Origin of the sequence: Streptomyces aculeolatus, assembly GCF_020400605.1 — a bacterium.
Taxonomy (GTDB): domain Bacteria; phylum Actinomycetota; class Actinomycetes; order Streptomycetales; family Streptomycetaceae; genus Streptomyces; species Streptomyces aculeolatus.
In genome coordinates, this window is sequence record NZ_JAINRD010000006.1 from 132,489 (window position 1) to 149,039 (window position 16,551).

At 72.3% G+C, this 16,551-nt stretch carries 14 protein-coding genes; 9 read left to right on the forward strand and 5 right to left on the reverse strand.

The annotated features are described in order from the left end of the window. Nucleotides 1-156: 156 nt before the first annotated feature. The 8 genes from LG396_RS13285 (at nt 157) to LG396_RS13320 (ending at nt 9,484) form a co-directional block, all read left to right on the forward strand. Entirely contained in the window at nt 157-435 is a 279-nt protein-coding gene (locus tag LG396_RS13285) for a hypothetical protein (protein ID WP_225795072.1), read from the forward strand. 183 nt (nt 436-618) lie between these two features. Beyond that, the gene (gene typA / locus LG396_RS13290) at nt 619-2,490 is read left to right on the forward strand and encodes a translational GTPase TypA (protein ID WP_225794931.1); all 1,872 of its coding nucleotides are present in this window, start codon (nt 619-621) and stop codon (nt 2,488-2,490) included. 213 nt (nt 2,491-2,703) lie between these two features. Next, nucleotides 2,704-4,347 carry a peptide ABC transporter substrate-binding protein gene (locus tag LG396_RS13295; protein WP_225794932.1) on the forward strand — a complete coding sequence of 548 codons (1,644 nt, stop codon included), beginning with the start codon at nt 2,704-2,706 and terminating at the stop codon, nt 4,345-4,347. A 67-nt stretch (nt 4,348-4,414) separates the two neighbouring features. Next, the gene (locus LG396_RS13300) at nt 4,415-5,338 is read left to right on the forward strand and encodes an ABC transporter permease (protein ID WP_018834953.1); all 924 of its coding nucleotides are present in this window, start codon (nt 4,415-4,417) and stop codon (nt 5,336-5,338) included. Then, on the forward strand, nt 5,331-6,293 hold the full coding sequence (locus LG396_RS13305) for an ABC transporter permease (protein WP_225794933.1): 963 nt from the start codon (nt 5,331-5,333) through the stop codon (nt 6,291-6,293). The genes LG396_RS13300 and LG396_RS13305 overlap by 8 nt, the downstream gene beginning before the upstream one ends. A 7-nt stretch (nt 6,294-6,300) precedes the next feature. Beyond that, nucleotides 6,301-7,308, forward strand: a complete 1,008-nt coding sequence (locus tag LG396_RS13310; protein WP_018852991.1) for an ABC transporter ATP-binding protein — start codon at nt 6,301-6,303, stop codon at nt 7,306-7,308. Nucleotides 7,309-7,323: 15 nt separating this feature from the next. Next, entirely contained in the window at nt 7,324-8,445 is a 1,122-nt protein-coding gene (locus LG396_RS13315) for an ABC transporter ATP-binding protein (protein ID WP_225794934.1), read from the forward strand. Nucleotides 8,446-8,575: 130 nt separating this feature from the next. Next, nucleotides 8,576-9,484, forward strand: a complete 909-nt coding sequence (locus tag LG396_RS13320; protein WP_225794935.1) for an LPXTG cell wall anchor domain-containing protein — start codon at nt 8,576-8,578, stop codon at nt 9,482-9,484. 99 nt (nt 9,485-9,583) lie between these two features. Here LG396_RS13320 and LG396_RS13325 read toward each other — a convergent pair whose 3' ends face one another. From LG396_RS13325 to LG396_RS13345, 5 genes are all read right to left on the reverse strand, one after another. Then, nucleotides 9,584-11,749 (reverse strand): peptidoglycan binding domain-containing protein, encoded by a 2,166-nt coding sequence (locus LG396_RS13325; protein WP_225794936.1) that lies wholly within the window; start codon nt 11,747-11,749, stop codon nt 9,584-9,586. 161 nt (nt 11,750-11,910) lie between these two features. After that, complete coding sequence (locus LG396_RS39685; protein ID WP_225794937.1) at nt 11,911-12,585, reverse strand: DUF6113 family protein; 675 nt, start codon at nt 12,583-12,585, stop codon at nt 11,911-11,913. Then, nucleotides 12,582-13,499, reverse strand: a complete 918-nt coding sequence (gene mshB, locus LG396_RS13335) for an N-acetyl-1-D-myo-inositol-2-amino-2-deoxy-alpha-D-glucopyranoside deacetylase (RefSeq protein ID WP_225794938.1) — start codon at nt 13,497-13,499, stop codon at nt 12,582-12,584. The genes LG396_RS39685 and mshB overlap by 4 nt, the downstream gene beginning before the upstream one ends. A 39-nt stretch (nt 13,500-13,538) precedes the next feature. After that, complete coding sequence (locus tag LG396_RS13340; RefSeq protein ID WP_018834960.1) at nt 13,539-13,733, reverse strand: hypothetical protein; 195 nt, start codon at nt 13,731-13,733, stop codon at nt 13,539-13,541. Between the two features lie 195 nt (nt 13,734-13,928). Next, nucleotides 13,929-14,897, reverse strand: coding sequence for a hypothetical protein (locus LG396_RS13345; protein ID WP_225794939.1), 969 nt, complete (start codon nt 14,895-14,897; stop codon nt 13,929-13,931). Nucleotides 14,898-15,383: 486 nt separating this feature from the next. On the opposite strand from LG396_RS13345, the gene LG396_RS13350 reads away from it, so the two are divergent. Continuing rightward, nucleotides 15,384-16,436 carry an ABC transporter permease gene (locus LG396_RS13350; protein ID WP_225794940.1) on the forward strand — a complete coding sequence of 351 codons (1,053 nt, stop codon included), beginning with the start codon at nt 15,384-15,386 and terminating at the stop codon, nt 16,434-16,436. Nucleotides 16,437-16,551: the final 115 nt, after the last annotated feature.

Genomic DNA, 16,551 nt, shown 5'->3' on the forward strand with positions numbered 1-16,551 from the left:
CCGGCGCCGGTAGTCTCGGGGGTCGTCGGTGCACACGACGAGCAGGATCCGGCTGCTTCTGCGCAGCACGGCGGCCGGGCCGTACGCGGGGCTGATCGACCCGTCCGCCTGGCCCTCCCCGGCGGACGTCCGCGACGCCCGGCACCGGTGGAGGGGGTGACCGCGGTGGATGCCCACCTGGTCCGGGTCGTGGCCATGCTGGAGGAGGCGTTTCCCGGGGGGATCGCGGACGAGGACCGCCTCCCTCTGCTGGCCGTGCTCTCCGAGGGGCTCAGCGAGTGGAACACGGGCGTGGTCGGCTCCGCGTTCCCGGGGGTCGAGCACCACCGGGTGATGAACGACGCGGCCCGTCCGCTGTCCCGGGCGCAGCGCGAGCGCGCCGGGGTGCTGCGGCGGCGGCTCGCGGGGGCCGGCTGGGACCCGGACGAGGACTGAGGCGGGCGCCTGGCGGGGTCCGAGGCCAGGTCGGGGCGGGGCCCGGGGCCGGGTGGCGGCGGGGCGGGCGGGCCGTTCGGCGGGATCGCGGCGCGCCGGGGTGTCGGAGCGGGCCCGTACGATAGGACGGCCGTGGTCGAATCGCCCGGCTGACCCCCTCTAGTTCGGGAGCACCGCCCAGTCATGCCGACGCGCCAGGACATTCGCAACGTCGCCATCGTCGCCCACGTCGACCACGGCAAGACCACCCTGGTCGACGCCATGCTCAAGCAGGCCGGCGCCTTCGCCGAGCACCAGCTCCAGTCCGTCGACGACCGGGTCATGGACACCGGGGACCTGGAGCGCGAGAAGGGCATCACCATTCTCGCGAAGAACACCGCGGTGAAATACCACCCCAAGGGCGGCGGCCCCGTGGTGATCAACATCATCGACACCCCCGGCCACGCCGACTTCGGCGGCGAGGTCGAGCGCGGGCTGTCCATGGTCGACGCCGTCGTGCTGCTGGTGGACGCCTCCGAGGGGCCGCTGCCGCAGACCCGGTTCGTGCTGCGCAAGGCGCTCCAGGCGCGGCTGCCGGTGATCCTGTGCATCAACAAGACGGACCGGCCCGACTCGCGCATCTCCGAGGTCGTGGACGACACGTACGACCTCTTCCTCGACCTCGACGCCGACGAGGAGCAGATCGAGTTCCCGATCGTCTACGCCTGCGCCCGTGACGGCGTCGCCTCGCTGACCCAGCCGGAGGACGGCACGGTGCCGGCGGACAGCGACAGCCTGGAGCCGTTCTTCTCCACCATCCTGGACTACGTCCCCGCCCCGTCGTTCGACGAGGGCGCGCCGCTCCAGGCGCACGTGACGAACCTCGACGCCGACAACTTCCTCGGCCGCATCGCGCTGCTGCGCGTGGAGCAGGGCGAGCTGAAGAAGGGGCAGACGGTCGCGTGGATCAAGCGCGACGGGACCGTGCAGAACGTGCGGATCACCGAGCTGATGATGACCGACGCCCTCACCCGCCGCCCCGCGCAGCTCGCCGGGCCCGGGGACATCTGCGCGGTCGCCGGCATCACCGAGATCATGATCGGCGAGACCCTCGCCGACCCGGAGAACCCGGTCGCGCTGCCGCTGATCACGGTCGACGAGCCGGCGATCTCGATGACGATCGGGACCAACAACTCGCCGCTGGTCGGCAAGGGCGGCAAAGGTCACAAGGTGACCGCCCGGCTGGTCAAGGACCGCCTCGACCGCGAGCTCGTCGGCAACGTGTCGCTGCGCGTGCTGACCACCGAGCGCCCCGACACCTGGGAGGTGCAGGGCCGCGGTGAGCTGGCGCTGGCGATCCTGGTGGAGACGATGCGCCGGGAGGGCTTCGAGCTGACCGTCGGCAAGCCCGAGGTGGTCACCAAGGAGATCGACGGCAAGGTCCACGAGCCCGTCGAGCGGATGACGATCGACGCGCCCGAGGAGCACCTCGGCGCCATCACGCAGCTCCTCGCCGCCCGCAGGGGCCGGATGGAGACGATGACGAACCACGGGTCCGGCTGGGTCCGCATGGAGTTCGTCGTGCCCTCGCGCGGGCTCATCGGCTTCCGTACGGAGTTCCTGACGCAGACCCGCGGCACGGGCATCGCGCACTCGATCTTCGAGGGGCACGAGCCGTGGTTCGGCGAGCTGCGGACGCGCAGCAGCGGGTCGCTGGTCGCGGACCGGACGGGTGCGGTGACGGCGTTCGCGATGACGAACCTGCAGGAGCGCGGGACGCTCTTCGTGGAGCCGGGCACGGAGGTGTACGAGGGCATGATCATCGGGGAGAACTCCCGCTCCGACGACATGGACGTGAACATCACCAAGGAGAAGAAGCTCAGCAACGTCCGGTCGTCCACGGCGGACATCGCCGAGTCGATCGTCCCGCCGCGGAAGCTGTCGCTGGAGCAGTCGCTGGAGTTCTGCCGGGACGGCGAGTGCGTGGAGGTCACGCCGGACACGGTGCGGATCCGCAAGGTGGTGCTGGACGGGCGCGAGCGCGCCCGGGCCATCTCGCGCGCAAAGCACGCCTAGCCCGTACGCGCCGTACGCGGTGCGCCGGCCCCCCTTGGGGGGCCCGGCCGCCCGCGGCCGTACACCTCGAACCCGCCACCCTCCGGACCGGCGCGCGGCACGCGCTCCATCCGGGGGGTTGTGCTCCCCCGATGGCGTGCCACCGGGAGCGCGAATGTCCTCTATGGGGTCTTATGTCACTTAAGTGATACTCGGGACCCCTGGGAGGCACCCATGCGCCGAGCGACCCGCGCCTCGTGGACGGCTTGCGTCGTCTGCGCCGCGCTCGCTGCGACCGGTTGCGGCAGTGACAGCGGTGATGGCGGTGGTTCGTCGGGCGGCGGAGGCGGCACCGTCAGCGCACAGTGGGGCGACCCGCAGAACCCGCTGGAGCCGGCGAACACCAACGAGGTCCAGGGCGGCAAGGTCCTCAAACTGATCACCCGCGGGCTCGTCATCTACGACCCGAAGACCGCCGAGCCGAAGAACATGCTCGCCGAGTCCATCAAGAGCGACGACCAGAAGAACTGGACCGTCAAGGTCAAGAAGGGCTTCCGGTTCAGCAACGGCGAGCCGGTCGACGCCAAGTCCTTCGTGGACGCCTGGAACTACGCCGCGAACATCAAGAACCGGCAGGTCAACAGCAGCTTCTTCAAGTACATCGAGGGCTACGACAAGGTCCACCCGACCGCCGAGGGCAGCGAGCCGAGCGCGCAGAAGCTCTCCGGGCTGAAGGTCGTGAACAACCGGACGTTCACCGTCAAGCTGTCGCAGAAGTTCGCCATCTGGCCCGACACCCTCGGCTACCCGGCCTTCGCGCCGCTGCCGCAGGCCTTCTTCGACGACCACGCCGCGTGGCTCGACAAGCCCATCGGCAACGGCCCGTACAAGATCGACTCGTACGCCAAGGGCACGTCGATGAAGCTCGTGAAGGACGACAAGTACACGGGCGACGACAAGGCCCAGAACGACGGCATCGAGCTGAAGGTCTACACGGACCAGAACACCGCCTACACCGACCTCCAGGCCGGCAACCTCGACGTCTCCGACGAACTGCCCGCCGGCCAGCTCGCGAACGCCGAGAGCGACCTCGGCGACCGGTTCATCAACCAGAAGGCCGGCATCATCCAGACCCTCGCCTACCCGCTCTACGACGATGCCTGGTCCGGCGCCGACAAGGCCGACCTGCGGCGCGGGATCTCCATGGCGATCGACCGCGAGCAGATCACCAAGCAGATCTACAACGACACCCGCGTGCCCGCCAAGGACTGGACCTCCCCGGTCATCGGCGAGAAGGGCGGCTTCGACGACACGATCTGCGGCGACCTGTGCACGTACGACCCGAAGAAGGCCAAGAAGCTCATCGACGGCGCCGGCGGCCTCCCCGGCGGCAAGCTGACGATCTCCTCGAACGTCGACACCGGCTCCCACCGGGAGTGGATGGACGCGGTCTGCAACAGCATCAACAAGGCGCTCGGCAAGGAGAACGCCTGCGTCGTCAACCCCATCGGCACCTTCGCCGACTTCCGCACCCAGGTCGTGGACCGCAGCTTCAAGGGCCCGTTCCGCTCCGGCTGGCAGATGGACTACCCGCTGATCGAGAACTTCCTGGCGCCCACGTACTACACCGGCGCCTCCTCGAACGACGGCGAGTACAGCAACAAGAAGTTCGACGACCTCGTCGACCAGGCCAACGCCGCCGACGACACCGCAGCGGCCGTCGAGAAGTACAAGGAGGCGGAGCGGCTGCTCGCCAAGGACGTGCCGTCGATCCCGCTCTGGTACCAGAACGGCATCGCCGGCCACTCCGACCGCGTGACCGACGTCTTCCTCGACCCCTTCAGCGTCCCGTACTACCCGGACATCAAGGTCAAGTAGTGCCGGCGCGGCGGTCCGCCGCGGCCGGCACGGAAGGGGCGGACACGCGAGGAGAGGAGGGGCGCCCATGGGCCGCTACGTGATCCGGCGGCTGCTGCAGATGATCCCCGTGTTCATCGGCACCACGTTCCTCATCTTCTTCATGGTCTACGCGCTCGGCGACCCGGTCACCGCGATGTTCGGCGACCGGGCGCCCGACCCCGCGACCGCGGCGCAGATCCGCAGGGACCTCAACCTCGACAAGCCGCTCTGGCAGCAATACGTGCTCTACATGGGCAACATCTTCACCGGCGACTTCGGCCAGGCGTTCAACGGCCAGCCGGTGCTGGACCTGATGCGCAGCGCCTGGCCGATCACCGTCCGGCTCGCCCTGCTCGCCGTACTCTTCGAGATGATCATCGGCGTCACCCTCGGCGTGATCTCCGGGCTCAGGCGCGGCCGGGCGGTCGACACCGGAGTGCTCTTCGCCACGCTCGTCGTCATCTCCATCCCCACGTTCGTCACCGGCTACGTGCTGCAGTACCTGCTCGGCGTCAAGTGGGGCTGGGTCACGCCCGCGGTGTCCTCGGGCGCGCCCTGGGACGAACTGATCCTGCCGGCGGTGGTGCTGGCGCTGGTGTCGCTGGCGTACACCACCAGGCTGACCCGTACCTCCGTGGCCGAGAACGCCCGCGCCGACTACGTCCGCACCGCCGTCGCCAAGGGCCTGCCGCGCCGCCGCATCACGGTCCGCCACCTGCTGCGCAACTCCCTCATCCCCGTCGTGACCTTCCTCGGCATCGACATCGGCAACCTCATGGGCGGCGCCATCGTCACCGAGCGGATCTTCAACATCCAGGGTGTCGGCTACCAGCTCTGGCAGGGCGTCCTGCGGCAGAACGCGCCCACGGTCGTCGGCTTCGTGACCGTCCTCGTCATCGTCTATCTGCTGGCGAACCTGGTGGTCGACGTGCTCTACGCGGTGCTCGACCCGCGGATCCGCTATGCCTGAGCGCTACGAGGAAAAGCAGCGGGCGGACTTCGGCAGCCAGGAGGCGGAGTCGCTGCCCGGCAGCGACGTCCTCCAGGCCGAGGCAGGCGGCGTGCCGGGGACGGACCAGCCGGCCCGCAGCCTGTGGTCCGACGCATGGCAGGACCTGCGCCGCAACCCCGTCTTCGTCGTCGCCGGGCTGCTGATCCTCTTTCTGATCTTCATCTCCCTGTGGCCCAGCGTGGTCGCCACCGGGAGCCCGTACAACTGCGACATCGCCAACCGCAACCTCGGCGCCGAGTCCGGCCACCCCTTCGGCTTCGACAGCCAGGGCTGCGACGTCTACAACCGCACCGTCTACGGCGCCCGCGCCTCGCTGACCGTCTGCACCCTGGCCACCCTCGGCGCCGCCCTCCTCGGCACCGTACTGGGCGGCCTCGCCGGCTACTTCGGCGGCTGGGGCGACGCGGTCCTGTCGCGGATCACCGAGGTGTTCTTCGGCATCCCGATCCTGCTGGGCGGCCTGGTCTTCCTCTCCGTCATCAAGAGCGGGTCCGTCTGGCCGGTGATCGGGCTGATCGTGCTGCTGGGCTGGCCGCAGGTGGCGCGCATCGCGCGCGGCTCGGTGATCACGGCCAAGCAGAACGACTACGTCCAGGCCGCCCGCACCCTCGGCGCCTCCACCGGCCGCATCATGCTCCGGCATGTGCTGCCCAACGCCGTCGCGCCGATCATCGTCGTCGCCACCATCGCCCTCGGCACGTACGTGGCGCTGGAGGCGACGCTGTCGTTCCTCGGCGTCGGCCTCAAGCCGCCGACCATCTCCTGGGGCAGCGAGATCTCCACCGCATCGCAGCAGATCCGCAACGCGCCGCACGCCCTGCTGTGGCCGGCCGGGGCGCTGAGCCTGACCGTGCTGGCGTTCATCATGCTCGGCGACGCGGTGCGCGACGCGCTCGACCCGAAGCTCAGGTGAGGTGCCCGTGACCGCACTGCTCGACGTCCGCGACCTGCAAGTGGAGTTCCGCACCCGGGAAGGGGTGGCGAAGGCCGTCAACGGCGTCTCGTACAGCGTGGCCGCGGGCGAGACGCTGGCGGTGCTCGGCGAGTCCGGCTCGGGCAAGTCCGTCACCGCGCAGGCCGTGATGGGCATCCTCGACTCGCCGCCCGGGTTCGTCACCGGCGGGGAGGTGGTCTTCCAGGGCGAGGACCTGCTGAAGCTGGGCCGCGAGGCGCGGCGCAAGGTGCGCGGCGAGCGGATGGCGATGATCTTCCAGGACGCGCTGTCGTCGCTCAACCCCGTGCTCACCGTGGGCTTCCAGCTCGGCGAGATGTTCCGCGTGCACCGCGGCGCGAGCCGGGCGGAGGCGAGGGCCAGGTCGATCGAGCTGATGGAGCGGGTACGGATCCCGGCCGCCCGGGAGCGCGTCAACGACTACCCGCACCAGTTCTCCGGCGGCATGCGGCAGCGCATCATGATCGCGATGGCGCTGGCGCTCGGGCCCGAGCTGATCATCGCGGACGAGCCGACGACGGCGCTCGACGTGACCGTGCAGGCGCAGGTGATGGACCTGCTGGCGGAGCTGCGCGAGGAGACGGGGATGGGGCTGATCCTCATCACCCACGACCTGGGCGTGGTCGCGGATGTCGCCGACAAGATCGCGGTGATGTACGCGGGCCGGATCATGGAGACGGCGCCTGTCCACGACCTGTACAAGGCGCCGGCGCACCCGTACACCCGCGGCCTGCTCGACTCCATCCCGCGGCTGGACCAGAAGGGCCAGGAGCTGAGCGCCATCCGCGGCACCCCGCCCAGCCTGCTGGCCATCCCCCCGGGCTGCCCCTTCAACCCCCGCTGCCCGCGCGCCCAGGACGTCTGCCGGACCGACCGCCCGCCGCTGTACGAGGTCACGGACGACGCGGGCCGCCCGCTGCCGGGGCGGGGGAGCGCGTGCCACTTCTGGAAGGACCAGCTGCATGACCGGCCTTGAGCAAGGACCAGTCGCATGACCAGCCCGGAGGTGACCGAGGCACGGCCCGGCGCGCCGGGCGGGGAGACGATCCTCGAGGTACGCGACCTCGTCAAGCACTTCCCGCTGACGCAGGGGATCGTCTTCCGCAGGCAGATCGGCGCCGTACAGGCCGTCGACGGCGTCTCCTTCGACCTGCGGCGCGGCGAAACCCTCGGCATCGTCGGCGAGTCGGGCTGCGGCAAGTCGACCATCGCCAAGATGCTGGTCAACCTGGAACGGCCCACGGCCGGCCGTATCCGGTTCAAGGGCGAGGACATCAGCCGGCTGTCCGGGCGCGCGCTGCGGGCCGTGCGGCGCAACATCCAGATGGTCTTCCAGGACCCGTACACCTCGCTCAACCCGCGGATGACCGTCGGCGACATCGTCGGCGAGCCGTACGACATCCACCCCGAGGTGGCGCCGAAGGGCAGCCGGCGGGGGCGGGTCCAGGAGCTGCTGGACGTCGTCGGGCTCAACCCCGAGCACATCAACCGCTACCCGCACCAGTTCTCGGGCGGCCAGCGGCAGCGCATCGGGATCGCGCGCGGGCTCGCGCTGCGGCCGGAGATCATCGTCGCGGACGAACCGGTCTCGGCGCTCGACGTCTCGGTGCAGGCGCAGGTGGTGAACCTGCTGGAGCGGCTGCAGAACGAGTTCCACCTGTCGTACATCTTCATCGCGCACGACCTGTCGGTGGTACGGCACATCTCGGACCGGGTCGGCGTGATGTACCTGGGCCGGATCGTGGAGTCCGGCACCGACGAGGCGATCTACGAGCATGCCACGCACCCGTACACGCAGGCGCTGCTCTCGGCGGTGCCGGTGCCGGACCCGGAGGGGCGGGAGACCCGGGAGCGGATCCTGCTCAGCGGCGACGTGCCGTCGCCGGCGAACCCGCCGTCGGGGTGCCGGTTCCGGACGCGGTGCTGGAAGGCGCAGCCGGTGTGCGCGGAGAAGGACCCGGCGCTGGACGTGCCGCCGTGGTTCCGGGAGGAGAAGGGGGCGGTGGCGCACCCGTCGGCGTGCCACTTCGCGGCGGAGTGGGAGGACGAGCCGGGTCCCGGGCGGCCGGGGGCGGGCCCGGGCGCGGGGGCGAAGCCGGGGGCGGGCGGGTAGGCCGACGGGGCGAATCTGCCGCGGCGGGGGAAGTCGTTTTAGTCGGTTTATCACGTATCGGTGATAGCCATGGTGGGCGTCGGCAGCTGATGCCCCGTCACCGAGCAGAGGGACACCCACCATGAAGCGTTTGTCACGCCGTCGGCTCCGCGTGCTGAGCGGGGCGCTGGTCGCCACGGCCGCCCTCGCGGGCGGCGCGGCCCCGGGGGCCTGGGCCGTACACCCGGTGACGACGGAGAGGCCGGGGGCGGCCGTGTCCGGGCAGGACCCGGAGTTCGCGGCGGACATGGAGGAGGCGTTCGCGGAGTCGGAAGCGGAGATGGAAGCGGGCGCGGAGGCGGCGGCCGGGGCCGGGGCCGGGGTCGCGGGTTCGGACGACGACTGCGCGGAGGAGGCCGGGGCGGGGGCGCCGCACGGCGGTGCGGAGCCCGCCGAGCCGGAACTGCCCGGTGCCGGGGCCCCGGCGGCGCGACAGGCCCCTGGCGCCAAGGCTCCCGGGTCCGAGCCCCCCGGTGCCCAGGTCCCTGCTGCCGAGGTCTCCGGTTCCGGGACCCCCGGTGCAGACTCCGCCGGCTCGGAAGCCCCCGCCGAGAACCCCGGGGCCGAGGCTCCCGCGTCGGAGGCCGCGGGCCCCGCGTCCGAGGCCCCGGCGGGCACGGGCCTCGGGGACGATTCCGCCGGTGCGGACGTTCCCGGTGCCCGGGCCCCCGGTTCCGAGGCCGCCGGGACCGAGCATCCAGGCGCCGAATCCTCCGGGGCCCGCGTTCCCGGGGCCGATCTTCCCGGGGCCGGCGCTCCCGACGTCGACGCGTCCGTCCCCGACCGTTCCGCCGGCGAGGCCGACCGTGCCGGTGACGGGTTCGAGCCGCCCGACAGCCGTACCGCCCCTTCCGGCTACTCCGACGACGCGCACGCGAGCGCCGGCCAACTGCCCCGTACCGGCGCCGACATCTGGCTCCCGCTCGCCTCCGGCGTCGGCAGCCTCGCCGCCCTCGGCACGGGGGCCGTCGTGGTGGCCCGCAGGCGCCGCAACGCCTGACGCCCCGTCGTACGACAAGGGCCCCGCGGCAGTGCCGCGGGGCCCTTCTCCGTACGCTCCCGGCCCGCCCCCGCCGGAGGCGGGCCCGCGCCGGAGGCGTCACGCGACGTCGATGACCCCCACCCGCTTCTCCGGGTCGGTCTCGCGCAGCGGGCCCATCATGGCGCTCGCCACGTCGTTCGGCGTGATCTCCGTCTTGCTGCCGTCGCCGCGCTGGACGAGGAGCCCGTCGAAGGTGCTGCCGTACAGCTCCTCCAGCTTCTCCAGGTCGAACTTCGGCGCCAGCTTGCCGTCCGGCGTCGCCTGCATCGTCAGGAACTCGGAGATCGAGCGCTCCGGGCTGAACTCGATGTAGCGGTCGCCCGCCTGCACCGCGACGTAGCCGGACATCGCCGTCTCGGCGAAGCCGTTCATCGCCGTGTCGAACTCCGCCTGGCTGACGGCCGGCTCCTGCTGCGAGACCGGGAGCGTCACCGGCTTGTTCGCGCCGCCCGCCGCCCGTTCGTCGAACGCCGCCTGCACCGCGCTCATCGACTTCTCCACGTCCACGGCCTCGTGCGGCTCGCCCTTCACGGGCACGGCCTTGCCGTCGACGAAGCGGATCATGCCGTCCTTGCCGCCGCCCGCCTCGTCGGCGATCTCCTGCAGCTGCGCCCGGAGCTTGTCGGTGTCGTCGACCATCGCCGGGTCCACCTCGCGGGAGCCGCCGAAGAGCGAGCCGATGACGGACACCGGGTTGTAGTCGCTGCCCATCGCCGAGCGGACGCTCTCCGCGGTGTCGATGCCGAGGCCGGCCGACTGCGGCGTCAGCTTCTGCTCCTGCTCGCCGACGCGGAGCACGATCGGCGCCTTCGTCCGCTCCTCGACGGCCTCGTCGAGCTTGGCCACCGCCTGGTCGCGGGAGCTGCCGCCGATGTCGACGCCGAGGACGGTCGTGCCCTTCGGCACGTCGTCGTTGTTGAGGACGAGGCCCGCGCCGTACGCGATGCAGAGCACCCCGAAGACGCCGGCGCCGGCCATGACGGCGAGCTTCTTGCGGTCGCCGCGGGCCCGGCCCGACGGGCTGCCGGAGCGGGAGCGGGCGGCGGAGGCGGGGGCGGGCGGCGGCACGGGCGGCCTGTCGCCGCCCGGTACGGGTGCGGGGCCGGGGGGCGGCGCGGCGGGGGTGAACCCCGGGGCGGGCGCGGCCTCTTGCGGGTACTGCGAGCCGCCGGGGCCGGGCTGCGGGATGCCGTGCGCCGGGGTGTGCCCGGGACCCGGGCCCTGCGGGCCGGCCTGCGGTACGCCGTGGGCCGGGGTGTGCCCGGGGCCCCGCGGCACGCCGTGCGACGGCGTGGGGTCCGGGCCGGACGGCACCGCGGGGATGCCGCCGACGGCGGTGTCGCCCATGCCGCCGGTGGGCGCCTGCGGCGCGGCGGAGCCGCGCAGGGTGCGCCCGCCCGCCGGGGCGGGCTTGAGCGGCATGCTGCCGGTGGCGGGGCCCGACGTCGGCCCCGAGGGCACGCCACCGGGCGGGCCGCCGGGCCCGCCGAGGCCGCCGCGCGGTGTGCCGCCGGCCGGAGTGGGGCGTACGGGAAGGGCGTTGGCCGGGTCGTCCCCGGCGAAGCCGTGGCCGCTCTCGCTCACCGGCACTTCCACGGAACCCGTGTCGCCGGGCGCCGGGTGCGCCTGCGGGACGCCGACCGGCGGGGTGTCCAGCGGCGCGCCCTGCTCGCCGGGCGGCGCGAAGGCGGGGAACTGCATCCCGGAGCCGTCTGTCGTGCCCGTGGGGCCCGAGGGCGGCGCCATCGGGGGCTGGGCCGGCGGCGGTCCCGCCGGCGCGGCCTCGGGCGCGCCCTGGGCGGGTGCCGGGTCCTTCGGCGCCTTGCGGGGCGCGAACCAGTCGCTCGTGGCCGGCTTGCCGGCGCCGGCGCCCTGCCCGTTGGCGGCCGGCGCCGCGGCCTCCGCCGTCCCCGCGGCCTGCGCGGGGACGCCGGCACCGCCGGCGGTGTCGGGCTCCTCCGCTCCGGCTTCGAGGGGCTGGCGCACCACGACGGGCGGGATCGGCCGGGAGCCGGGGATGTTGATCCGGATCCGGGTCGTCAGCGTCGTCTCGGTCGCGGGAACGCCCGCGTCGCCGTCCCGCACCGCCCCCGTGCCCGGAGCGGGCGCGGGGGGGCCGGCGGTCGGCGTGTCCGGTCCCGCGTACGGCGGGGTCCCCGACGGGTACGCGGCGTCGCCGCGTCCCTCGGGACCGGATGGCGGACTGTCATTCTCTCGGCTCACGGCAGGTCTCCCGTAGTGCTCCGCCGCCCGTCATGGCACCCGCGGGCAGCTCGGCGGCGCGCACCACCATACTTGTCCGCTCCGACACTGAGGCCCGACAACCGCATTAGGCCACCCGCGCGAAGGCGTACTTGACAGCATCCGAGGCCCAACAGAGCACGTCACTCGGGGAGTCGGGACGACGGGACGAGCACGGCGAGGAGCTGCGGCAAGGTGGTGCAGATCACAGCGGTCACCATCCCGCCGAAGACGAAGAGCTGCGGCCCGAGCCCGGAGGCGAAGACCACGTCGCCCTCGGGGCGGTTGAGGGACACGACGATCACCGCGAGGAACCAGCCGCCGCCCGCCGAGAAGCCCGCGCCGCGGCCGCCGGTGGCCACCCCGGCGCCGTAGCAGAGGCCGCCGAGGGCGGCGAGGGCGAGCAGCAGCCCGCCCGGTGACCACGCCGCCTGGACGAGTGAACCGGCGATCCCGACGAGCGCGCCGAGCACGAGGGCGGCCAGGTACGTGAGGACGCGCCCCATCGTGATCGGCCGCGCCAGGGCGCTGCCGGCGGGCGGGGCGGCGGGGCGGCGCGCGGGGGAGGCCGCGGCGGCGCCGCCGGCCCGGCCGCGCTTCTCCGCGCCCCCGCCGCCCGCGTCGGCGCCCTTGGCGGTGCCGGGGCCCTTGGGCTTCCCGGCGCCCTTGGCCGCGTTGCCGCCGCGGCGGCTCGCGCTCCCGCCGCTCCCGCCGTCCGTGCCGCTGCCGTTCGCACGTTCGCGGCTTGCGCCGGTGCTGCCCTGGTTTCCGCTACCTGGGGATGAATTGGGGCGTACGGCCCGCTTCTTGGCGCTCACGCCGCCACCTCCGCGAACAAGTCGGTCTCCACCGCGCCCGGATCGCGCCGCACGGCGTCCGCGCCGCCGGCGAGCCGGAACTGCTCGGTGGTCAGGATCGGCTGGCCCAGCCCGTTGGAGAGCGCGAAGGAGCCTTCGGCCACGGTGATCTGCGTCTCGTGCGCCGCCATGGCCCGCGCCTTCCGCGCCGCGTACGCGCCCCCGGCCACGGCCGCCGTGACCTCGCCGTCGTCGACCACGCCCGGCAGGTCGGCGACGGTCGCCGTGCCCGGGAAGGGGTGGCCGGCCGCGGCCAGTTCCGCGAGGCCCTTCTCCGCCGCGGTGCGCGCGACGCAGGTCCAGTAGATACGGGCCACCGCCCATGGCTCCGCGGCGCCGGCGGCGTCCGGGGCGCCGGCCGGCTCGTACGCGGCGTCCGCGGCCAGCTCGGCCGCGCGCGTCGCGACGCGGTGGGCCTGGATGTGGTCGGGGTGGCCGTACCCGCCCCGGGGGTCGTAGGTGACCAGCACCTGGGGGCGTACCTCGCGGATCACCGGCACCAGCAGCGCGGCCGCCTCGTCGACGGCGGCGGACCAGAATGTCCCCGGGCGTCCGTTCTGGTCGAGGCCGCTCATGCCCGAGTCGCGGAACCGTCCGGGGCCGCCGAGAAAGCGGTGGTCGGTGACGCCCAGCGCCCGCATGGCGGCGGCGAGTTCGCCGGCCCGGTGGGCGCCGAGCCCGTCGTCCCGCTCGGGTCCCAGGTGGGCGAGGGCCGGCGGAATGATCTCGCCCTCCTCGCCCCGGGTGCACGTCACCAGGGTGACGAGGGCGCCCTCGGCGGCGTACCGCGCCATGGTGGCGCCGGTGGTGATCGTCTCGTCGTCCGGATGCGCATGCACCAGCAGCAGCCTGCGCGTCGGAAGCTCCCTGCTCATGGAGGAAGCCTAGACGAGCGGACGGAGGGCCCCGCCGGGTCAGAACTTGATGCTCTCGATCATCCCCGCGACGTTCTGTGTCACGTCGTCGATGGTCGGCGCCATCGACGAGCTGGCGAGGTAGAAGCCGAGCAGGATGCAGACGACTGCATGCCCGCCCTTCAGGCCACTCTTCTTCACAAGTAAGAAGACGACGATCGCGAGCAGCAGCACTAGCGAGATCGACAGAGCCACAGCGGCTCACCTCCCGGGACCTGCGGTCGGGTCATCTGACGGGCACGTGATGCATGCCCGTCGCGCGCACGCATCATAACTATCGGTGCCCATGCATCGTTCGGCGCACCGGCGCATGGAGGGGTCGCACGCGCGGGGCCGGCGGGAGGCGGCGGCAGAGCCGCCGGGAGGGGCGGTGCGGCCGGCGCCCGGAGGTCACCAGGGAGGCGGCGAGGAGGGTTCCTGCCAGCGGGAGAGCGGCTCGGCCATGGGGTCGCGCTCCCCGCGCCCCGCGAGCGCGAACAGGATGACGAAGCCGCTGAGCAGCAGTCCGATTCCCGTGCAGGCCTGCAACTGATGTTCCGTGCCCAGGCTGCCGAAGTGCTCGAAGACCTCGTGCTTGAGGTAGACGGAGGTGTCGGCCGCCCCCCAGCCGAGCACGAGGGCGCCGGCGGTCATGCCGAGCGGGCGGGACAGCGGGGTGCGCTTGGCCGCGGCCAGGGCGGCCGCGAAGCAGAAGGCGGCGACCGCCCACTTGCCGTACGAGACCGGGGGCTGGAGCAGCGCGTACATGGTGTGCTCGCCGCTGAGGCGCCTGCCGTACGCGTCCCAGCCGACGACCGCGGCCCGGCGCAGCTCCCACGCCGCGAGCGCCAGCGCGGCGACGGCGAGGAAGACCACGCCGGTGGCCGCGGCGCCGCGGGCGGGGCGGCGCGGGGGCTGCTCGTCGGGCATCAGGTAGTCGGCGCCGGTGGACTCCGAGGGCCGGCGGCCGGCGGCGACGGAGATGAGCAGTACCGCGCCGAGGGTGACGGCGACGCCGGCGGAGAGCAGCGCGCGGTTGCGCAGGTCCTGGTCGACGTTCTGCATCCAGTCGGCCGTCAGCGTCCACAGCGCGGGGGCGCGCAGCAGGATCGTCACGGCACCGGCCGCGCCGAGGGCGCCGGCGGCGGCGGGGGAGTGCAGGGCGGTGACGCCGGCGACGGCGTACACGCAGACGAGGACGGGGTCGTAGAGGGAGGTGCCCCAGGTGCTCTCGGGGGCGGCCTCGGGCGAGCCCGCCCAGGACCACCACAGGTCGGGCAGGCTCGCCGCGACGTCGACGTCGCGGCCCATCCACAGGAGCGAGAGCAGGGCGAGGAGCGCGCAGCACACGGCACCGAAGACGCGTGCGCCGCGCCCCAATATGTGTCCTTGTTCCATCGCCGGAAGACCCCCGATACGCAACCGTGCGCCTTTTGGGCCCACACGGCACCCAGGTCTACACCTCTCCCGAGCCCCGGACAACACCCGCGGCAAGACCGGCCGGGCGGCGGCGCGCGGCGGACGGATCCCGGCCGGATCCGGCGCGCAGGCCGGACCCGGCCGGGGGACGGCACCCGCACGGCCGTACGCTCCCCAGAGTGACGCGTTCGTATATCGGTGATGCGACAGGTGGGTTGCCGACGTGTTAACGACCTTCGACGCTATATGTCGGACATGTCGGTCACTAAGGCGGCTTGTCAAGCACGTACGGACCTCAATCTGCAAAACATACGCTCAAGAAGCGATTCCGCACCTCGGCTTCCCCCGTCACCCCCTTGACTGGGGGATGAATCGGTTGCGAAAGTCCCGTCAACCACCGCAGCGTGCACGGGCGCTGCGGCACACCCGGTTCGGGAGCAATCACCTATGGACAGTCCGGTCCCGGCCATGGCGGAGGCGCCCAAAGGCGCCCCGTACGACCCCGCAGGACTCGAGCGGGGTTCGGCCGGCCCTGGTGGGCAGAAGACTGCCGAACACATCGGCAAATCGCCCGGTCAGCTCATGTGGCAGCGCTTCAAGCGCGACCGCGCGGGGGTCATATCCGCGTATGTCGTCGGCTTCTTCGTGCTTGTCGCGATCTTCGCCCCGCTGATCTCGAAGCTGTACGGGAAGTCGCCGTACACGCTGTACAACTCGGCGAGTGGCAAGCCCGAGCTGTTCGACGCCCTCGGCTACCCGATCAAGCCCAACGGCGGTATCAGCGGCGAGTTCTGGTTCGGCCTCGAGCCCATCCTCGGCCGCGATGTCTTCACGCTGCTGATCTACAGCATCCGGACATCGCTCGCCATCGCCGTCGCGGTGACGCTCCTCACGGTGACCATCGGCGTACTGCTGGGCGTGGCCGCCGGCTTCACCGGGGGGCGCACCGACACCCTGATCGGCCGCTTCACCGACCTGATGCTGGCGTTCCCGAGCCAGTTGTTCTTCGTGGCGTTCATGCCCGTGATCACCGCGATGTTCGTCGCTCCCGAGGACGCGACGCCGACCTGGCTGCGGGTCGCGGTGCTGATCGGCATTCTCGCGGCGCTGGGCTGGATGCGCATGGCGCGCATCGTGCGCGGTGTTGCGCTCGCCATGCGTGAGCGCGAGTTCGTCGAGGCCGCCAAGGTGAGCGGGGCGTCGAACTGGCGAATCATCCGCAAGGAGATGCTGCCGAACCTCGTCACCCCCATCCTCGTTCAGGGAACCTTCGAGCTGCCCACCGTCGTGACGAGCGCCGCGGGGCTGTCGTTCCTCGGCGTCGGCCTGGTGAACCCGACGCCCGACTGGGGGCTGATGTTCTCCAGGGCCGCGGACGTGTCCGAGACCGTTCCCACGTTCATGTTCTTCCCCGGCATCGCCATGGTGATCTTCGTGGTTGCCTTCAACCTGCTGGGGGACTCCGTCCGCGACGCGTTCGATCCGAAGGCCGCGCGCTGACGTTCGTACCGCCGCCAGGGTGCGACCGCCGTGGCAACGGGTGAACACGCACACAGCAACTCAAGACCGACAGACAGGGTGGTTAGACAGTGAGAATCAGGGGTGCACGCAGATC

Bases quoted from the DNA above. Each gene is read 5' to 3' on its own strand.
- LG396_RS13315 (WP_225794934.1), top strand. From the start codon at position 7,324: ATGACCAGCCCGGAGGTGACCGAGGCACGGCCCGGCGCGCCGGGCGGG.
- typA (WP_225794931.1), top strand. From the start codon at position 619: ATGCCGACGCGCCAGGACATTCGCAACGTCGCCATCGTCGCCCACGTC.
- LG396_RS13300 (WP_018834953.1), top strand. From the start codon at position 4,415: ATGGGCCGCTACGTGATCCGGCGGCTGCTGCAGATGATCCCCGTGTTC.
- LG396_RS13350 (WP_225794940.1), top strand. From the start codon at position 15,384: ATGGACAGTCCGGTCCCGGCCATGGCGGAGGCGCCCAAAGGCGCCCCG.
- LG396_RS13305 (WP_225794933.1), top strand. From the start codon at position 5,331: ATGCCTGAGCGCTACGAGGAAAAGCAGCGGGCGGACTTCGGCAGCCAG.
- LG396_RS13295 (WP_225794932.1), top strand. From the start codon at position 2,704: ATGCGCCGAGCGACCCGCGCCTCGTGGACGGCTTGCGTCGTCTGCGCC.
- mshB (WP_225794938.1), bottom strand. From the start codon at position 13,499: ATGAGCAGGGAGCTTCCGACGCGCAGGCTGCTGCTGGTGCATGCGCAT.